Annotated in this window: 19 protein-coding genes and 1 pseudogene; 5 read left to right on the top strand and 15 right to left on the bottom strand. The window is 60.8% G+C overall.

Translation table 11 applies throughout. From position 1 onward, the window contains the following. Positions 1-13: 13 nt before the first annotated feature. The 3 genes from KJS47_RS12915 to KJS47_RS12905 all read right to left on the bottom strand — a co-directional run bounded on the left by KJS47_RS12915 (position 14) and on the right by KJS47_RS12905 (position 2621). Positions 14-958, bottom strand: a complete 945-nt coding sequence (locus KJS47_RS12915) for an aldo/keto reductase (RefSeq protein WP_213525454.1) — start codon at positions 956-958, stop codon at positions 14-16. Between the two features lie 209 nt (positions 959-1167). Beyond that, positions 1168-2145: a YetF domain-containing protein gene (locus KJS47_RS24090; RefSeq protein ID WP_249716345.1), complete on the bottom strand. Its 978-nt coding sequence runs from the start codon at positions 2143-2145 to the stop codon at positions 1168-1170. Positions 2146-2354: 209 nt separating this feature from the next. Continuing rightward, positions 2355-2621: a hypothetical protein gene (locus tag KJS47_RS12905; RefSeq protein ID WP_213525453.1), complete on the bottom strand. Its 267-nt coding sequence runs from the start codon at positions 2619-2621 to the stop codon at positions 2355-2357. Between the two features lie 381 nt (positions 2622-3002). Between KJS47_RS12905 and KJS47_RS12900 the strand changes: the two genes are divergently transcribed. Both KJS47_RS12900 and KJS47_RS12895 read left to right on the top strand, forming a co-directional pair. Continuing rightward, the gene (locus tag KJS47_RS12900; protein ID WP_249716403.1) at positions 3003-4028 is read left to right on the top strand and encodes a phosphotransferase enzyme family protein; all 1026 of its coding nucleotides are present in this window, start codon (positions 3003-3005) and stop codon (positions 4026-4028) included. 16 nt (positions 4029-4044) lie between these two features. Beyond that, positions 4045-4263 (top strand): hypothetical protein, encoded by a 219-nt coding sequence (locus tag KJS47_RS12895; protein ID WP_213525451.1) that lies wholly within the window; start codon positions 4045-4047, stop codon positions 4261-4263. Between the two features lie 210 nt (positions 4264-4473). Here KJS47_RS12895 and KJS47_RS12890 read toward each other — a convergent pair whose 3' ends face one another. From KJS47_RS12890 to KJS47_RS12855, 8 genes are all read right to left on the bottom strand, one after another. Next, positions 4474-5487, bottom strand: a complete 1014-nt coding sequence (locus tag KJS47_RS12890) for a glycerophosphodiester phosphodiesterase family protein (protein ID WP_213525450.1) — start codon at positions 5485-5487, stop codon at positions 4474-4476. Further along, positions 5480-6064 (bottom strand): TetR/AcrR family transcriptional regulator, encoded by a 585-nt coding sequence (locus KJS47_RS12885; protein ID WP_213525449.1) that lies wholly within the window; start codon positions 6062-6064, stop codon positions 5480-5482. Before KJS47_RS12885 ends, KJS47_RS12890 begins: the two co-directional genes overlap by 8 nt. A gap of 285 nt (positions 6065-6349) precedes the next feature. Further along, positions 6350-6730: a VOC family protein gene (locus KJS47_RS12880; protein ID WP_213525448.1), complete on the bottom strand. Its 381-nt coding sequence runs from the start codon at positions 6728-6730 to the stop codon at positions 6350-6352. A gap of 299 nt (positions 6731-7029) precedes the next feature. After that, positions 7030-7935, bottom strand: coding sequence for an oxygen-dependent tRNA uridine(34) hydroxylase TrhO (gene trhO / locus KJS47_RS12875; protein ID WP_213525447.1), 906 nt, complete (start codon positions 7933-7935; stop codon positions 7030-7032). Between the two features lie 228 nt (positions 7936-8163). Further along, positions 8164-8406 carry a ferredoxin family protein gene (locus tag KJS47_RS12870; protein ID WP_213525446.1) on the bottom strand — a complete coding sequence of 81 codons (243 nt, stop codon included), beginning with the start codon at positions 8404-8406 and terminating at the stop codon, positions 8164-8166. A gap of 243 nt (positions 8407-8649) precedes the next feature. Beyond that, positions 8650-8904, bottom strand: coding sequence for a DUF1450 domain-containing protein (locus KJS47_RS12865; RefSeq protein WP_213525445.1), 255 nt, complete (start codon positions 8902-8904; stop codon positions 8650-8652). Positions 8905-8942: 38 nt separating this feature from the next. Further along, complete coding sequence (locus KJS47_RS12860; RefSeq protein ID WP_213525444.1) at positions 8943-9086, bottom strand: hypothetical protein; 144 nt, start codon at positions 9084-9086, stop codon at positions 8943-8945. Further along, positions 9083-10312 (bottom strand): multidrug effflux MFS transporter, encoded by a 1230-nt coding sequence (locus KJS47_RS12855; protein WP_213525443.1) that lies wholly within the window; start codon positions 10310-10312, stop codon positions 9083-9085. The genes KJS47_RS12860 and KJS47_RS12855 overlap by 4 nt, the downstream gene beginning before the upstream one ends. A gap of 207 nt (positions 10313-10519) precedes the next feature. Here KJS47_RS12855 and KJS47_RS12850 point away from each other — a divergent pair, with 207 nt between their 5' ends. Beyond that, positions 10520-11008, top strand: coding sequence for a MarR family winged helix-turn-helix transcriptional regulator (locus KJS47_RS12850; RefSeq protein ID WP_213525442.1), 489 nt, complete (start codon positions 10520-10522; stop codon positions 11006-11008). A 178-nt stretch (positions 11009-11186) separates the two neighbouring features. Here the strand turns inward: KJS47_RS12850 and KJS47_RS12845 are convergent, their stop codons facing one another. Next, the gene (locus tag KJS47_RS12845; RefSeq protein WP_213525441.1) at positions 11187-11813 is read right to left on the bottom strand and encodes an FMN-dependent NADH-azoreductase; all 627 of its coding nucleotides are present in this window, start codon (positions 11811-11813) and stop codon (positions 11187-11189) included. Positions 11814-11995: 182 nt separating this feature from the next. Between KJS47_RS12845 and KJS47_RS12840 the strand changes: the two genes are divergently transcribed. Together KJS47_RS12840 and KJS47_RS12835 are read left to right on the top strand one after the other, a co-directional pair. Next, entirely contained in the window at positions 11996-13003 is a 1008-nt protein-coding gene (locus tag KJS47_RS12840) for an NADP-dependent oxidoreductase (protein WP_213525440.1), read from the top strand. Between the two features lie 220 nt (positions 13004-13223). Then, positions 13224-14697 (top strand): annotated as a pseudogene (locus KJS47_RS12835) (catalase); the annotation flags it as partial. A gap of 287 nt (positions 14698-14984) precedes the next feature. Here the strand turns inward: KJS47_RS12835 and KJS47_RS12830 are convergent. The 3 genes from KJS47_RS12830 to KJS47_RS12820 form a co-directional block, all read right to left on the bottom strand. Then, positions 14985-15260 carry a hypothetical protein gene (locus KJS47_RS12830; RefSeq protein ID WP_213525439.1) on the bottom strand — a complete coding sequence of 92 codons (276 nt, stop codon included), beginning with the start codon at positions 15258-15260 and terminating at the stop codon, positions 14985-14987. Between the two features lie 64 nt (positions 15261-15324). Then, positions 15325-15801 carry an NUDIX hydrolase gene (locus tag KJS47_RS12825; RefSeq protein ID WP_213525438.1) on the bottom strand — a complete coding sequence of 159 codons (477 nt, stop codon included), beginning with the start codon at positions 15799-15801 and terminating at the stop codon, positions 15325-15327. Positions 15802-15930: 129 nt separating this feature from the next. Further along, positions 15931-16140 (bottom strand): hypothetical protein, encoded by a 210-nt coding sequence (locus tag KJS47_RS12820; protein WP_249716343.1) that lies wholly within the window; start codon positions 16138-16140, stop codon positions 15931-15933. Between the last annotated feature and the right edge of the window lie 8 nt (positions 16141-16148).

Raw genomic sequence — 16148 nt, 5'->3', positions numbered from 1 at the left:
CCTCCCAAAAAAATTATTGCCCTATTATTCCCTCGATCTTCGCAAGATCCTCGGGGGTCAGAACGAGGTCTCCCGCAAGGGCATTCTCGGCCGCCTGCTCCGGACGCTTTCCTCCCGGAATGACCGCATCGACTCCGTCTTGGGCGAGCAGCCAGGCGAGCGCCAAGTTGCCGATCGGGCCGCCTTTCGCTTCCGCGATCTCACGCAGCCGCTCCACGATTTTCAGGTTCCGCTTGAACGCTCCTTCCGCGAACAGCGGCACGCGGCTGCGCCAGTCGCCCGCCTCGAGCCGGAACGATTCGTCATAGCGGCCGCCGAGAATGCCGAAGGCGAGCGGGCCGTAAGGAACGAACGAGATGCCGTGACGAACGCAGTAGGGCAGCAGCTCCCGCTCCGCACTGCGGTCCAGCATGTGGTAAGGCGATTGCAGCGCGGCGATGCGCCCGGCGCGTGACGCCTCCTCCAGCTGCTCCAGCGTGACGTTGGACAGGCCGATCTCCCGGATTTTGCCTTCCTCCTGCAGCCTCGTCAGCTCGCCGATCGACTCGGCGAACGGCGTCACTCCGTCCGGATAATGCAAATAATAGAGATCGATATACTCGGTCTGCAGCCTCCGGAGACTGGTTTCAAGCGCGCTCCTCAAATAGGCCGGATCGTTGTTGGTAGCCGGCGTCCCGTCCGGCCTTCTCAGCCTGCCCCCTTTGGTTGCGAGTACGATCTCGGCGCGGCGGCTCTTGTGTCTGGTCAGTACCTGGCCGACCAGCTCCTCCGAGCGTCCCCCTCCGTATACGTCCGCGGTATCGAGGAACGTGACGCCGTCGCTTAGCGCGCGCTCCACCATCTGCATGCCCTCGTCTTCCTTGAGGCCGGCGAACAGATTGTGGCCGCCGACCGCGTTCGTGCCAAGCCCGATGCGCGAGATGCGCAGGTCCGTTCTGCCCAGTTGCGTGTATTGCATGATCCGCTTTCCCTCCCGATCCCTATTGCATATTGCAGCTTGCTGCAAGCCGCCGTTCCTGACCGGAACGGCCTACTGGCTACAGTTTATCAGGAAAGGAAGCGCTTGTCCCGTCGCTATCAACCGTCTCCTGCCAGCCCAGGCGGGATGTCCGGTTCGGCGTAAGACGCCGATTGCGCAAGCAGCGGCGCGAGACGTTCCGTCTCTTCTCAACGTTCCCGGTCGATCGGACTCTGAATGTGATCCTCGTAATAGTCGAAGAAGAGCTGTTTGTGTGTCCCCTGCACCGCGTAGAATACGTCGCCAAGCTTTTTTCCCTTTTGCTTGAGTACCCTCTCCAGCTCCTCCCTGGTGAGGCCGCTTTTCATCAAATTCTCCTCAAGAAGCTGTCCGTCCGTCATGAGCTCGATCGGAAACATAGCCGGCTGGGACGCACCCGCGCTTGCATCCATACTCGGCGCAGTCCTGCCACCGGAGCCGCCCGCCGCCGGACCGGAGCTTGCTGTCGGGTTGTTTCCGGAGGCAGAACCGGAGCCGCCTGTCGTCTCGCTTCCGGCATTCGACTGGGACTCGCTCGCTGCGGAAGCTCCGGCGGACGACGAGGAGCCTCCCGCAGGCTTCCCGCCCGCTTCCGATTGGGCCCCATTCGCTACCGGCTTGCCCCCTGCGCTTGACGCGGAGCCGCTTGCTCCTCCGGCGGTCGTCATCAAATCCTTCCGCGTGGCGGGGAGGTACTCCGCCTTTCTCCGTACGGACAGCCGTCCGTTCGTCTCGAGCAGGGCGTATTCCACTTCCTCAGGGTCAAAGATATCCTTCTCGCGCAGCGATTGGTTGAGCGAATCGATCGTATATTTGGCCTTCCTCATGTTCTCCTCCAAGATAGCCCCGCCCTCGATCAGTACGGTCGGCGCGCCGGAGATCCACTGCCTCAGCTTCCGGCTCTTGATCGACAGCACGGACAGCGTGAGCGAGGTTCCCGACAGAACGATGAGCGACAGAGCGGGAAACCAGGCGTTGATCTTCGTATTGAAGCCTAGATTGCCGGCAATGGCACCGAGCGTAATGCCCGTTACGAAATCGTGGAAGGTCATATTGGAGACCGTCTGCTTGCCTACGATTCTCGCAATGAACAGCAGCAGTAGGATCGCGGCGATGGTGCGAATAATGATATGAACGTATTCGTGCATGCTTCCACCTCCTGCTCCTAGCATTCCCGGAACCGGCAGCTTCATCCATCCGAAGCCTAACGGACCCGGGGAGCGGCAGACGAAAAACTCGGAGCAGGGCTCCGGGTGCTCCAGCTTGGCGATAAGCAGGCAAGAGGCGCTTTCGCCAGCCTCCCTGTCCCGTTATTGTCCAGAGGGGAGGGCTGTCGCCTGCCCTCCCACGGCGTCCGTCAAGGCTCCACTACGATCAGGCGCCGGCGCCGTCCTCTAGATGTCCGGCCGGCAGGTCCGTTCGGCTCTCCGTCGGTTCCCCGCCGCGTCGTCAGCGGCGTATGTTCCGGACTGCTCTCGGTCCGGACCATCGGCGCATTCCCGGAATCCGGTCGAACAACCGGCTGCGCCGGGAGACCGGCTTCCGGCTGCCGGAGTCCGAACGGCTTCTGGACGAGAACGTCGTTTGCTTTGGGGGGCTCGTACCATGCAATAGGTTTGTTCATGCTTCCTCCTTCCTCGCAGTGCACATCCAAGCTGTCGGCTTAGAGCTTCCTTCCTGCCGGCTAACCAGCATGCGGCGGGAACGAAAGCCTGGGGAGCAGCCAAGCACCGGCCCTCCCTCTCATCGGTACCAGTATAGCCAGACGTCCGCGCCGAATGGCAGGGCAAGAATCGCCCAACTTAAAGTTTCCCTGTTTGGGCCATTGCGGGAGCCGCATAATGAGACCAAACATAGATGGGGATATTCGGCCGGCAAGGCCGCGCCCGCATCCGGAAAGGAGTGAAGATTTGTTGCAAAAGGCACTAGCAATTTATCAGATCGCGGAGAGAGGGCGGACGGCATAACGGACCGCCTCTCCCCGCCGGAGGAGGCACCCCCATTGATGCGATTAACAAACATGCTGGCCGGCATGATCGGACACATCCCCGCAGCCCGGCTGCTCGGCGAGTGGGAGCATGAGCCGGGTTCGCTTGCGTTTTGGCGGGCGAGCAGCAATTTCGTCTATTCCTTCCGAAAGGGGGACGACGTCTTCTTCCTAAGATTCGTCCACGAGGACGACCGGAGCCGGCACGCGATCGAGGCGGAGCTGGCCTTCGTCGATTATCTTGCCGCAGCCGGCTATCCGGCCGCGGCACCGGTCCGTTCGCGGTGGGGAAACCTCGTCGAATCGGCGGAGACCGAGACGGGGACGTATCATGGCTGCGTCTTCCGCCGGGCGAACGGGCGGCCGGTCACCGCAGCCAGCATGACGGCGTCCCAGCTGAGGCAGTGGGGCGAATCGCTTGCCCGGCTTCACCTCCTTGCTCGGGACTATGTCCCGCCAGGTCCGCCGAGACCGGATTGGCGGGAGACGCTCGCCTTTGTCCGCTCGGTGCTCACGCGGCATCCGGACGAGACGGCGGCCGCAGAGGAGTTGGAGCGGCTCGCCTCGGAGCTGGCCCGAATTCCGGAGGCAAACGGAGAGTTCGGCTTGGTCCATTATGACTTTCAGTCGGATAATGTTATCGAGTCGGAGGAAGAGGGGCGATTCAGCGTTTTCGATTTCGACGATGCGATGCGCCATTGGTTCTTGATGGACGTGGAGATCGTCCGGAAGGAGCTGCTCGAGGAGAGAGCCTCCGATCTGAAGGAGGCGGAGGACGCCTACGCCGCTTTCACGGCCGGTTACCGGACGCTCAGGCCGATCGGGCCGGAAGCGGCGACGCTCCTCCCCCTCCTCCAGCGGTTCGACGAGCTGTACAGCTTCGCTCGGGTCGTCCGGTCATTAGAAGGGATAGACGAAGTGCCGGATCAGCCGGATTGGTTGGCAGGATTGCGGGGGAAGCTCGAGCGGGCTCTTCGCCGGATGCGCGCCGGGTTTGTGTCCCGGCTCCTCTCTGGTACAATGGAGACGAGTCCGCGAGAGTAAGGAGAGAGAACCCGACATGCTGCGTAACCGGCGGCTAGAGACCGACGAGGATTTTCAGGAAGCGATGGAGCGAGGGACCGGCATCCGCGTCTTCCAGGACGACTATGTCATCCAGTCCGGCGGCGTCATTACCCGGTTTACCGATTCGTTCGTCGTGATCCAATCGGATGTCAGCGACCTTCAGTATTACGATCGGTCGAGCTGCGAATTTTTTGAGGCGAGGCGCCGCTCCTAAACCGGCCGCCGCCTTCGTATGGCCGCCGCCCGGCAGCCCGGGCACATGTCCGCTACGAGCCGGCAGCCGTCCACGCCTGAACCCAATAAGGCAAGCGTCCACCCAACGGGTGGACGCTTGCCTTATGTTGGTTGTTGGTTCATTCTCTGGCGCAGGTGCAGGAGGAACGGCGCTCCTCCTCCCTCGGCGAACGCATCACCGCCGTCTTAGTTACTTGCCCTTGTACACCGGGGCAATGAGGTCGATCCGGTTCGTCCAGATGCCACCCGTATAGCCGGCCGGCAGCCGCTCGAGATCGCCAGGCTGATCGAACCCGCTCGAAAATCCGCTCCCGTCCCCTCCGACGACGATTACCCGGACATCCGCTCCCGCCATCCGGTTCACAAACCGGTTCGGCCATCCCCATACCCAGGGAGCCATTCCTTCGGGCAGGTGAATTTCCGTGCCTCTGCACGCCTTCGGCACGTACCCGGTCCACCCCAGCGCCTCGTACGGCAGCAGACAACTCTTCATCAAAGCCTTGGACATCGCCCGCTGCTGCGGGAGCAGCTCTCGCAGCGCGGCGACCGGCTCGTCGTCTCCATAGACGGTCAGCCGGCTCCTGCGCTCCTCCGGCAGCGCGGCGATCGTCTGCGCCAGCTGCTTGCCCTCCTCGGCATTGCGGCTTTTCATATGCACCAGCAGCTCCCGGTCCGGGAAGCGGGCCAGCACTTCGTCAAGCGACGGCATCAAGCCCACCCCTTTGCCCCGGAACGGATAGGAGCGTCCCCCATCCGCCGTATAGCCGTACCCGATATCCAGCTGCTTGAGCTCCGCCATCGTGTAGTCGGTGGTCACGCCCTTGCCGTCGGTCCGGCAGTCGAGCGTCCAGTCGTGAAAGACGGCGAACCGGCCGTCCTTGGTCGGCTTGACGTCGAGCTCCACCACGTCCGCTCCCGCCGCGAAGGCCGCTTCCATCGAGGCAATCGTATTCTCCAGATAAGGATGCTCCGGCTCATGGATGCGCTCCGCCGTGCAGGTATCGTTCTCGATCCCCTCCATAGGAAACGTCTGCGCGATCCCTCGGTGCGCAAGAAGAAGCGGGCCGCCCTCCCTATCCCCCGCAAGCCAGGAGGCGTTGTTCAAATACACGAGAAGCACGAGAACGGCGGCTCCCCCCAGCAGCCGGCGGAGCCTCCGGCCTCTGCCCGACCTGCGTTTCCTGCCAATGCTCCATCTAGACATGGTGAATCCCCTCCCAGACGATGTCCAGCTGCCGCTCGACTTGACGGCCGAGCTCCTTTTCTGTGAGGGTGGACACCCCGCCAATCAGCGTATGGAAAAAAACCGCCGCGATGACGGCCGCCATCCGCTCGGACTCCCAGCGGGCCGCGAGCGTCCCGGCTTCCTTTGCTTCGCTCAGCATCCCGGCGAGCGCTTTTTCCAGCCCCTGCAGGTTCGCGGACTCGTCCTTCGTCTCGATCGCCGCCCGTATCGTCTCCGCCAGCGTCAGGCTGAGCAGCTCGCCGTACTGGAAGTAGATCGCCAGCAGATCGCGCAGCAGATGGAGCACCCGCTCTTTGGGCGCCATCCCCCTGCTCCTCTCGACCAGCTGGTTCATGAGAGGCAGATACGAGTTGGCCATATGCAGCAGCACCTGTTCTTTCCTCGCGAAATAGTTGAAAAACGTCCCCTTGGCTATTCCGCAAGCGGAGGCGATTTCCTCGACGGTTACGTGGTGGTACCCTTTTTGCTTGAACAGCTCGATCGCCTGGCGGATAATCTCCTCGCGGGTCCGCTTCTTGCGTTCCTCTCTGCGCACGACAATCCCTCTCTCCCCGAATAAAAAAAGTGACCACGGTCATATATGACTGTGGTCATTATACATAATATGGAACAGTCCGGCAAGCCCCGCTTCGATCCGCTTTGCTAGCGATGTTCCGGCATAATCGCGGGTCATCGGAGCAGCCGGATCATCCGACGTCCGTTTCTTAAACAAAGGCTAGGGCAAATCCTACTTCTGCTAGTTGACCAAAAGAAAACCGCCTTAGATAGGCGGCCATTTCCACTCTGTCCTTTTTTAGCAGGAATAAGATTTCTCACTTTCTTATACAAGAGGCTCCCCAAAACCGATCGTATACCCTTGGGGGTCTATTATTGCGAACTCTCTCATCCTGTATTTATTTGTTCTTAGTTGATATTGAAAAACCGCTCCCTTCGTTTTAAATTCCTCATACAAATTCTCGATGCCTTCTACCATTGCATAGACGTCAACGGCATCTTCTCCATGGATTGGATAGTTTGGAGTAATGGCATCCCCTTCTTTGCTTTCATGAAAAATCATGTATAGACCTTCGCGCTCGACAAAACCCATTTCATAGTCGCACCAGAATCTAAGTTTACTGTAATAGTCTAATACTTGCTTTCGATTCGTAACATAGAAGATGGCGGAAAAATGTTTAATCTTCCTTTGAACGATAGCCGACATCCAAATCACTCCTCCAGATCCATGTGGACGCAAAACAACTCAAAGTAAGTACCTTGTGATAGTATGATTTCTAGGTCAACCATTATTTTCCTACCTAACCAAGTCGGTCCTATTAATATTAGGTTTGGACATAGCCAAACAAAAAAAAACCGCCTGGAAGCTTCCAGGCAGGTTAGGCGAGTTGGGCTATAAAAGAGCGGCAGGGCCGCTGCGGATGATGCAGGATGGACTCGGGACAGGCCTCTCGCAGAAAACGGCGCGTTGCGGCCCCATGCAGGGTAGTGCCCCCCCCCCCCCGGTCAGCCGAGGCTTGTCCGGGCCGTCCAGTTCTCCTCGCAGGAGGGCGAGCAGTAGCCGTGGTGCTCTTCCTCGCACGCCTCGCACACGATGTGCTGGCGGTGGCATGTATCGTCGGCGCAGTTGATGTAATGGTCCGCCGGCGTGCCGCAATGGTAACAGCGTCCGACGACGACATCCTCGTCGGTCTGGTTGATCGGCACGGAGATGCGCTCGTCGAAGACGTAGCACTTGCCGTCGAACAGGCGCCCTTTCACCTCGGGGTCCTTGCCGTAGGTGACGATGCCGCCGTCGAGCTGGTAGACGTCCTGGAAGCCTTCCTCCAGCAGGATGCCGGTCAGCTTCTCGCAGCGGATGCCGCCCGTGCAGTAGGTCAGCACCGGCTTGTCCTTGTGTTCGGCCATGTTCTTGCGGATCCACTCGGGGAATTCCTTGAACGTCTCGACCGTCGGCTTGATCGCATTGCGGAAGTGTCCGAGGTCGTACTCGTAGTCGTTGCGGCCGTCGATGACGATCACGTCGTCGCGCTGGAGGTAATCGTGGAATTCCTTTGGCGACAGGCGCTTGCCGCTTACGACATTCGGATCAAGCGGTTTTTCGTAGCGGAGCGTGACGAGCTCCTTCTTGTGGCGAACGAACATTTTGCGGAAGGCATGCTCCTCCGCTTCGTCGACCTTGAAGACCATGTCGGCAAACAGCGGATTGGCGTGCATGTCACGCATGTATTGCTCGGTCTGCTCGACGGTACCGGATATCGTTCCGTTGATGCCCTCGGAGGCAATGAGAATGCGCCCTTTGAGGCCAAGCTCCTTGCAGTAGGCGAGATGCTCCCGCGTGAACGTCTCCGGGTCGGCGATCGTGACATATTTATAATACAGCAGAATCTGGTAAGGCGCTTGATGGGCCATGACGTTGGTTCCACTCCTTATCCGATAATAAAAGGAAGCGGCAGAAAGGAACGATCTCCTCTCCACCGCCGATCAGTTCGATAGCATTCATTCCTACAACGGATTAATAATATAGAATCCAGGTCAGGCTGTCAAGTCACCGCTCCCGCTGCCGCCCCGAGCGGCGGGGATCTATCCACCGGTGCGAGACCAGAGCGACCGCCTAGCGGAGCGCCGGTTTACGGCGGGTCAAGAGCGCGATTTGAAAAAGGCGTACGCCTTTTCGAGGAAGATTTCCTCCTCCGCCTTGAGCTCGGTTTCGTCCACGATCGCGGCTACCGGACAGGCCGCCTCGCATGCTCCGCAGGAGATGCAGACGTCCGGATCGATGAAGAACTGGTCCTCTCCCTCCTGGATGCAGTCGACCGGGCAAACATCGACGCATTCCGCCGCCTTCTCGCCTACGCACGGGCTGATGATGACAAAGCTCATGATCCGTTCCCCCTTTGGTAATGATGCGTTTCTTCGGATTTCTCTCCCGCTACGAGTATATGCGGCAAGCAGCCAGGCCATGACAGGCCCGCGCCTCACGCGGCTCCCGCCAGGAACACCATCCGAGCATAGAGGCCCAAACCAGGCTAGCCGTCTCGGTTGAGCGGCCCGGTGCCCAAAAAAAAAGAGCACGGTTCCCACAAGGGGACCCGCGCTCTCATATGAGGAGCCGCCGACGGCCGATCAGCCTTCGTAAAAGTCCTTGATCTGCTGCTCGACGGCTTCCTTGATCTTGGCCAGACACTGTTCGCTCGTCTTGGCCACAATTCGTTTATTGTTCACCATAGCGTAAGGCTTCGCCAGGCATAGCTGACACATGCTCAGGCAGTCGGTCCGCAGCACGTCCACCTCGATATGCTCCTCCTCCAGCTCTTCCAGAGGGAGAGCGGCGAGCGCATTCTGCGTGCAGACCTCCACCACGACAATTCCAAGCCCCATGCGTATCCCTTCCTTCTGACGGCGGGCCGTCGGCCCGCCTATGCGGCATTCGATCCGGCGAGGGCGTCCTCCCGCGCCGGAGCCGGGCGTCCGTCATGCGGACGGCCCTTCCCTTCAGTATACCAAAAGACGGCCCATTGCCGCGATTTGGACGTCTCGAGGGAGAGCCGAAGCTCCGTCACCCCAGCCTCCTGCGGACGAAGAGCAAGTAGAGCAGCACCGCCGCTGTCTCCGCTGCCGCGATCAGGACGATCATCGGAAGCGCCGTCCCGCTGCCTGCAATGCCGACTAGCGGACTGATGAGCCCGCCGAAGATGAAAGAGAGAAGGCCGAGCAGCGCCGAGGCGCTGCCGGCCGCATGCCCGTACCGCTGCAGCGCGAGCGAGGTGCCGGCGGTGGAGACGATGCCGACGCTTGAGACGACCAGGAACAGCGGCACGAGGAAGACGCCGAGGCCCGCTCCCAGGACGCCCGCGAGCAGGAGCCCGGCCCCACCGGTCCATGCGACGCCGAGACCGCATGCGAGCAGCTTCTCCTCGCCCAGGCGGCCGGCCAGACGTCCCGCCGCCTGCCCGGCGGCGATGATGCCGAGCCCGTTCAGCGCGAAGATCAGGCTGAACGTCTGCTCGGACACTCCGTAGAACACCTGAAGGACGAACGGAGAGCCTGCAATGTAGGCGAACATGCCTGCCGTCACCAAGCCTTGGGACAGCGCAATCCCGACGAACATGCGGTCGCCAAGCAGCTCGCGAAAGGTCGCAAGCGTCTGACCGAGGCCTCCCCTGGCCCGCTTGCCCGGCGCCAGCGTCTCGGGAAGCCCGGCCATGACAGCGATCAGCATCGCGATGCCGATCAGGCACAGGACGACGAACACGCCGCGCCAGGAAGTAAACTTCAGCAGCTGCCCGCCGAAGATCGGGGCCAGAATGGGGGCGGCTCCGTTCACCAGCATAAGCATCGAGAAGAAGCGGGTCAGCTCGGAGCCCGTGTACAGGTCCCGCACAACGGCGCGGGACAAGACGATGCCGGCCGCGCCCGACAGCCCTTGGAGAAACCGCAGCGCGATCAGCACCCAGACGTTCGGGCTGAAGACACACAGGAGCGAGGTGACGGCATAGACAGACAGGCCCAGCAGGAGCGGTCCCTTGCGTCCGTGCACATCGCTCAGCGGACCGGCCAGCAGCTGGCCGGCGGCCAGCCCCAGCAGACAGAACGTCAGGCTGAGCTGGGCTTGCGATGCCCCCGTCCCTAGCTCGTCCGCCAGCGTCGGCAGAGCCGGCAGATACATATCGAGCGAGAGAGGCCCGAACGCGGATAAGGCTCCGAGCACGAGGATCAGCCAGAGCCGATTCCGCCTGGCGGCAGGACGCGAAGCCGGCTCGCTCCGGAGCGAGGGTGAAGCCTTCATCGTTCGTTCCCCTTTCCTATGGATAGACTATTGATGGGTCCGTAAAAGCGGGGAAGCCGCCCGCCGCAATAAGGGTAAGCGTAAGGCGTGCCGGCCCGATTTGTCAATCGGTCGCCTCCCGGCTTCCTTCCTTTCCCCAGCCGCATAAGGTAAACTGAATAAAAGGAAAGCCGGTTCGTGCTTGTCGCGCCGTACAAGGAGGTTCCCATGACCGATCCGAATCGTCCGAAGACGCCGTGTCCGAAGGACGCCATCCAGACATTGATCCGGACCACGCATTGCATAGAGCGGGAGTTCGATACGAGGCTGGCCGCCCTCAAGCTGCCGATGCAGCTGAGCGGCCCCCGGCTGCGGCTGCTGCTCGTCGTCGAGGAGGCCGGCCGGCTCCGCATGAGCGAGCTGGCAGCCCGCCTCGGCGTCAAAGCCCGCACCGTCACCGATCTGGTCGACGCCCTCGAGCAGGATGATCTGCTCGTCCGCCGGCCCGATCCGACCGACCGGCGCGCCACACTGCTCGAGCTGACGGAGACGGCGCAGACACACATCCAGAAAGCCCAAGCCGCCATGACCGAAGTAACGGAGCGGATGGTCGGACATTTGACGCCGGAGCAGTTGAACGAATTAATGACACTGCTTGGCCTGCTCGTCGACAATCGGGAAGTAGCGTTTCTCCCCTGCAAATTCGGCTCCGAGTGAGCCGCTAAGCCCGCTCGGACTGCTCGGCCCCGGTTGCTGCCATTTGGCTGCCTTGGAGGGACCGGGAAGCTTGCCGGTCACAGAAAAGAACGCCGGCCCATGTAGGGGCTGGCGTTCTTTTTTGCCGCTTGGGGGACCGGCCCGAAGGCGGAACAGCCGCCCGGCGCGGTAGCTTGGATTAGAAGCTCGCGCCCGCCTCGGCCGCGCGGCGTACGCCGTCCTCGATGATTTGCTGCGAGCGGTCCGGATATTGGTTGTGGCCTTCTGTAATAACCGTCGTAATATCCGTCACGCCGAACAGCGCCAGGTTGTTCAGCACGAGGTTGACGGCCATCTCGCTTGCGGCCGCCGGTCCTTGCGAATAGTCGCCGCCTCTGGCGTTCAGAATCGCGACCTTCGTCCCGGTTACGAGTCCGACCGGTCCTTCCGCCGTGTAGCGGAATGTCTTGCCGGCTTGGCACAGGTAGTCGAAGTAGGTATGCAGAACGGCCGGTACGGTCGAGTTCCACAGCGGGAACGCGAATACTACTTTATCCGCAGCGAGGAACTGGTCCATATAGCGGCCCGCGGTTTCGGCAGCCGCCTGCTCTTCCGGAGTCAGCTCCATGCCTTTGCTGCTCTTGAACAAGCCCATGATGGTCGTATTGTCGTAGTAAGCGGGCTTCTCCTCGAACAGATCGAGGATGGTGATATCATCCTGGGGATGCGTTTCCTTGTAGCTGTGCAAGAACGCATCATACAGTTTTACGCTGACGGATTGCTCCGCCGGGCGGTTATTGGCTTTGACGAACAAAACTTTGCTCATGTTGTTTCCTCCTACCGGATGAACTCCGAATGTCTCTATAATGAGTTTCCTCATGATACAGTTTAAAGATATTAATCCGACCTGTCAATGTGGCTTTTTCCGGGTCCGTTCCCTGCATTTGACGCTGCCATCCGGGTAAGGATAAAGCGATGCCACTATCCATGCGAAAGGGGAATGAGCCAATGACCGTCAATCAGCAAATCCGCCTCGCCAGCCGTCCGCAGGGTATGCCCTCCGCAGAGCAGTTTCAGTACGTCGACATTCCCATGCCGGAGCCGGCCGACGGGCAGGCGATTGTCCGCACGCTCTATCTGTCCGTCGATCCGTATATGCGGGGAAGAATGAACGAGACGAAGTCCTATGTCCCGCCCTTCCGCGTCGGGGAGGCGATGGCCGGCGGCATCGTCGCCATCGTCGAATCGTCCCGTGTCTCCGGCCTTGCGCCCGGGGACATCGTCGTCGGCAGCCTCCCCTGGCAGCGTTACGCCTCCGTCCGCCCCGAAGAGGTGCGGCAGGTCGACCCCTCCCTCGCGCCCATTACGACCGCCCTAGGCGTTCTCGGGATGACCGGCCTAACCGCCTATTTCGGCCTGTTCGATATCGGGAAGCCTCAGGCGGGCGAGACGGTCGTCGTCTCCGGTGCCGCCGGCGCTGTCGGCATGATCGTCGGCCAGCTCGCCAAGCTTCACGGCTGCCGGGCGGTAGGGATCGCAGGCTCGGAGGCCAAGCTTCGCTACTTGACCGAGGAGCTCGGCTTCGATGCGGCCGTGAGCTACAAATCCGGACAGCTGCCGGAGCAGCTCGAAGCCGCTTGTCCGGACGGGGTCGACGTCTACTTCGACAACGTCGGCGGGGAGGTGTCGGACGCTGTGCTGCGCTTGCTGAACAGGGGAGCGCGCATTCCGGTCTGCGGCCAGATTGCCCTCTACAATCTCGAGCAGCCGGATATCGGCCCCCGCCCCCAGACGCAGCTCGTCATCAACACCGCTCTGATGAAAGGCTTCCTAGTCGGCGACTACGCCTCCCGCTTTCCCGAAGGCATCGCGCGTCTCGCGGAATGGGTGCGGAGCGAGAAGCTCCAATATGCCGAGACGATCGTCGAGGGCTTCGAGCGCGTACCTGAGGCGTTCCTCGGCCTGTTCCGTGGAGAGAATCTCGGGAAGCAGCTGGTCAAGGCAGCGGAGCTTTGAGCCGACGTCAATAGCTTTCCCCCGGATCGCCCGCAGCGTTCCCGGGGAAGCGCCCGGATCGGCGGCAAATTCATGCATAACCGGCTGTTCCTTGGAAGAAAATGAAGGGGACTCCAAACGAACAGGAAGTGATTGCGCAGTGACGCAGCAACCGAACCCGAATCCCCCTTCCTCTCCCGGAACGGCTGTCGAGAACGCCGGGGGACCCGGCGACGGGCGGATGTCCTCCCGCGAGGAGCCGGGAACGCTGACCGACCGGCAGGGCCATCCGATTACAGATAACCAGAATATCCGGACCGTCGGAAGCCGCGGCCCTTCCACACTCGAGAATTACCACTTTCTCGAGAAGATCTCCCATTTTGATCGAGAAAAGATTCCTGAGCGGATCGTACACGCGCGCGGAGCGGGCGCGCACGGGTATTTCGAGGCCTACGGCAAGGTGGGGGATGAGCCGGTCGCCAAGTATACGCGGGCCAAGCTGTTCCAGGAGCCGGGCAAGCGGACGCCGGTTTTCGTGCGGTTCTCGACGGTCGTGCACGGTGTCCATTCGCCCGAGACGCTGCGGGATCCACGCGGCTTCGCGGTTAAGTTCTATACGAAGGAGGGCAACTGGGATCTGGTCGGCAACAACCTGAAGATCTTCTTCATCCGCGACCCACTCAAGTTCCCGGACATGGTGCATTCCTTCCGGCCGGATCCGGTTTCGGGCATCCCGGATCCGCAGCGGATGTTCGATTTCCTCGCCAATTCGCCCGAATCGACGCATATGGTCACCTTCCTCTTTTCCCCGTGGGGCGTTCCCGCCAACTACCGGCAGATGCAGGGCTCCGGCGTGAACACGTACAAGTGGGTGAACGCGGACGGCGAGGCGGTCCTCGTCAAGTACCATTGGGAGCCGATCAAGCAGGGCATCCGCAATTTGACCCGGCGGGAGGCCGAAGCAATCCAGGCCAAAAACTACAGCCACGCCACTCAGGATCTATATGAAGCGATCGAGCGCGGCGACTACCCCGAGTGGGAGCTGTCCGTGCAGATCATGAGCGACGATGCGCATCCCGAGCTGGACTTCGATCCGCTCGATCCGACGAAGTTGTGGGACCACGAGAAATTTCCGTTCCTGCCGGTCGGGAAGATGGTGCTGGACCGCAATCCCGAGAATTACTTCGCCGAGGTTGAGCAGGCGGCGTTCGGGACGGGAGTACTTGTCGACGGCCTGGACTTCTCAGACGATAAGCTGCTGCAGGGACGCACGTTCTCGTATTCGGATACGCAGCGCTACCGGGTCGGCACGAACTACCTGCAGCTGCCGATCAACACCCCCAAGAAGCGTGTCGCCACGAACCAGCGGGGCGGGCAGATGGAGTATTCCGTCGATCTCGCGCCGGGGCAGAATCCTCATGTCGATTACGAGCCGTCCTCGCTCGGCGGGCTGACGGAGGCCCCATCCGGCGGGCAGGACCATGAACCCGTCTACAACGAGAAGCTCGTACGGGCGCCGATCGACCGGCCGAACAACTTCGGCCAGGCCGGGGACACCTATCGCAAATTCGAGGAATGGGAGCGCGACGAGCTGATCCGCAACCTTGTCGACGCCCTCCTGGTATGCGAGCCGGTTATCCAGACCAAGATGATCTCGCATTTCACCGAAGCGGATGCGGATTACGGCCGCCGGGTAAAGGAGGAGCTGGAGAAGGCGAAGCAGATGAGAAGCGCGGAGGCCTCACACGAAGGCTCTACCTCGTTCCGGCAGGGCGCGGAGATGGCAGAGAATATGGGTAAGAAGACGGACGGCTATTAAGGCGGACGTCGGCAAATGGGGCTTTGTTGTCACTCTCTCCTCTAGAACACGCAAGAACCCGGCAGGCGTTGGCCTGCCGGGTTCTTATGTGTTGAGCGGCTTTGCTGGCTCCATGCGATTTCTTTGCCGCAGCCTTCCCTACGACTCACCGAACGGAGGCTCTCCGCTCTGTACTGGTGTCCATTAGCCAGATTCTCCTGTCAGCCAGCGAAGAAGCCGGTGCACCAGAGCGAACTCGATAAACGTCACGGCTATACACAGGAAGAAGAACAGCTTGAGCCGGGTCTCGCCCCGTAGATCCTGCCAGAAGCGGCCGCGGAACAAGGAGATCAGGTCTGGGGTCAAGATATAACGCATCGATTGTCGAAATTCCTGGTCATTCCTGAACAGAAGCCGATGCAGCCAATTGTAAACGGGCAAATTTACCAAGAACAGCACGACCAGAATGCCAAGCTCCATTCCCTCGCCCCTTTCGCGTCCTCTCCGCCGCGCTTCCTTCCCTAGTCGCCCATTTGCTTTTCTGCTACCTCGTACGGATATGCCGAACGACGCTCTCTCGCCCGGACTTCTGCTCCAGCAGGAGGTAAAGGAGACCATCCGGTACCAGTTTGGCGTCCTTTGGGCGGTCCCGGAACCAGTCCAACGGCGTCCAAACGGCTTGGTAAGGCGCGTCCCCCTCCATCCCTTCTACCTCCTCCCTCTCATAGAGGCGAGAATCCAGCAGCTCCGCTTCATACAAAAAATCCACCTCATGCCCAAGCTCGCCCTCGTACTCGAACAAATTCTCGATCACAAACAAGAGCCTAGGTTCCGAGATAGCCGCCCCTAGCTCTTCCCGAACCTCCCGGGCAACCGCCTCTTTGCTCGTTTCCCCAACCTCCACCGTTCCCCCAATCGGGCGGTAAAAGGTCACGCCTGTCCTCTCGTCTTCCGTTCGCTCAAGCAGCAGCTCGTCGCCTCGGCGGATCAAACACAACGCAACGGCTCGAATCTTCTTCATCTCATCCCCTCCCTCCCCTTTCAGAGGCCAGCCTCCTTAAGGCTATACAAGAACACGTTCGAGCAGAAGAGGAGAGTTTCCCTATTCGTGAAGTTTCCCGCGAGGATCGATCTTAGCAAATCTCCGTTGTCAGGCTAATCCGTACAGGAGCCAGGCCAACGCAAGCAAAGCCAGCCCTCCCATCCCCAGCCATGTGGCCGCCCTGCGTCTGCCGGGGCGTTCCCGCTCCGGTTCCGTATAATAGTTGCGCCTCTGCTGGGCGCCGGTCGTCCACGCGCCAAGCAGAAGACCCGAGACGAACAGCAGGACGGCCCCGCCGATCAATAAACCTGTCACCATGTTGATAG

It is taken from the genome of Paenibacillus sp. J31TS4 (assembly GCF_018403265.1).
Classification (GTDB): Bacteria; Bacillota; Bacilli; order Paenibacillales; family NBRC-103111; genus J31TS4.
The sequence above is the reverse complement of the archived record's forward strand: the minus strand, read 5'-3'. Positions and strand labels throughout refer to the sequence as shown.

Coding starts and splice junctions, on each gene's coding strand:
- KJS47_RS12900 (WP_249716403.1), top strand. CDS start 3,003: ATGCGATTAACAAACATGCTGGCCGGCATGATCGGACACATCCCCGCA.
- KJS47_RS12850 (WP_213525442.1), top strand. CDS start 10,520: ATGACCGATCCGAATCGTCCGAAGACGCCGTGTCCGAAGGACGCCATC.
- trhO (WP_213525447.1), bottom strand. CDS start 7,935: ATGGCCCATCAAGCGCCTTACCAGATTCTGCTGTATTATAAATATGTC.
- KJS47_RS12855 (WP_213525443.1), bottom strand. CDS start 10,312: ATGAAGGCTTCACCCTCGCTCCGGAGCGAGCCGGCTTCGCGTCCTGCC.
- KJS47_RS24090 (WP_249716345.1), bottom strand. CDS start 2,145: ATGCACGAATACGTTCATATCATTATTCGCACCATCGCCGCGATCCTA.
- KJS47_RS12820 (WP_249716343.1), bottom strand. CDS start 16,140: ATGGTGACAGGTTTATTGATCGGCGGGGCCGTCCTGCTGTTCGTCTCG.
- KJS47_RS12915 (WP_213525454.1), bottom strand. CDS start 958: ATGCAATACACGCAACTGGGCAGAACGGACCTGCGCATCTCGCGCATC.
- KJS47_RS12865 (WP_213525445.1), bottom strand. CDS start 8,904: ATGGGGCTTGGAATTGTCGTGGTGGAGGTCTGCACGCAGAATGCGCTC.
- KJS47_RS12905 (WP_213525453.1), bottom strand. CDS start 2,621: ATGAACAAACCTATTGCATGGTACGAGCCCCCCAAAGCAAACGACGTT.
- KJS47_RS12890 (WP_213525450.1), bottom strand. CDS start 5,487: ATGTCTAGATGGAGCATTGGCAGGAAACGCAGGTCGGGCAGAGGCCGG.
- KJS47_RS12895 (WP_213525451.1), top strand. CDS start 4,045: ATGCTGCGTAACCGGCGGCTAGAGACCGACGAGGATTTTCAGGAAGCG.
- KJS47_RS12880 (WP_213525448.1), bottom strand. CDS start 6,730: ATGTCGGCTATCGTTCAAAGGAAGATTAAACATTTTTCCGCCATCTTC.
- KJS47_RS12830 (WP_213525439.1), bottom strand. CDS start 15,260: ATGGAGCTTGGCATTCTGGTCGTGCTGTTCTTGGTAAATTTGCCCGTT.
- KJS47_RS12825 (WP_213525438.1), bottom strand. CDS start 15,801: ATGAAGAAGATTCGAGCCGTTGCGTTGTGTTTGATCCGCCGAGGCGAC.
- KJS47_RS12870 (WP_213525446.1), bottom strand. CDS start 8,406: ATGAGCTTTGTCATCATCAGCCCGTGCGTAGGCGAGAAGGCGGCGGAA.
- KJS47_RS12845 (WP_213525441.1), bottom strand. CDS start 11,813: ATGAGCAAAGTTTTGTTCGTCAAAGCCAATAACCGCCCGGCGGAGCAA.
- KJS47_RS12840 (WP_213525440.1), top strand. CDS start 11,996: ATGACCGTCAATCAGCAAATCCGCCTCGCCAGCCGTCCGCAGGGTATG.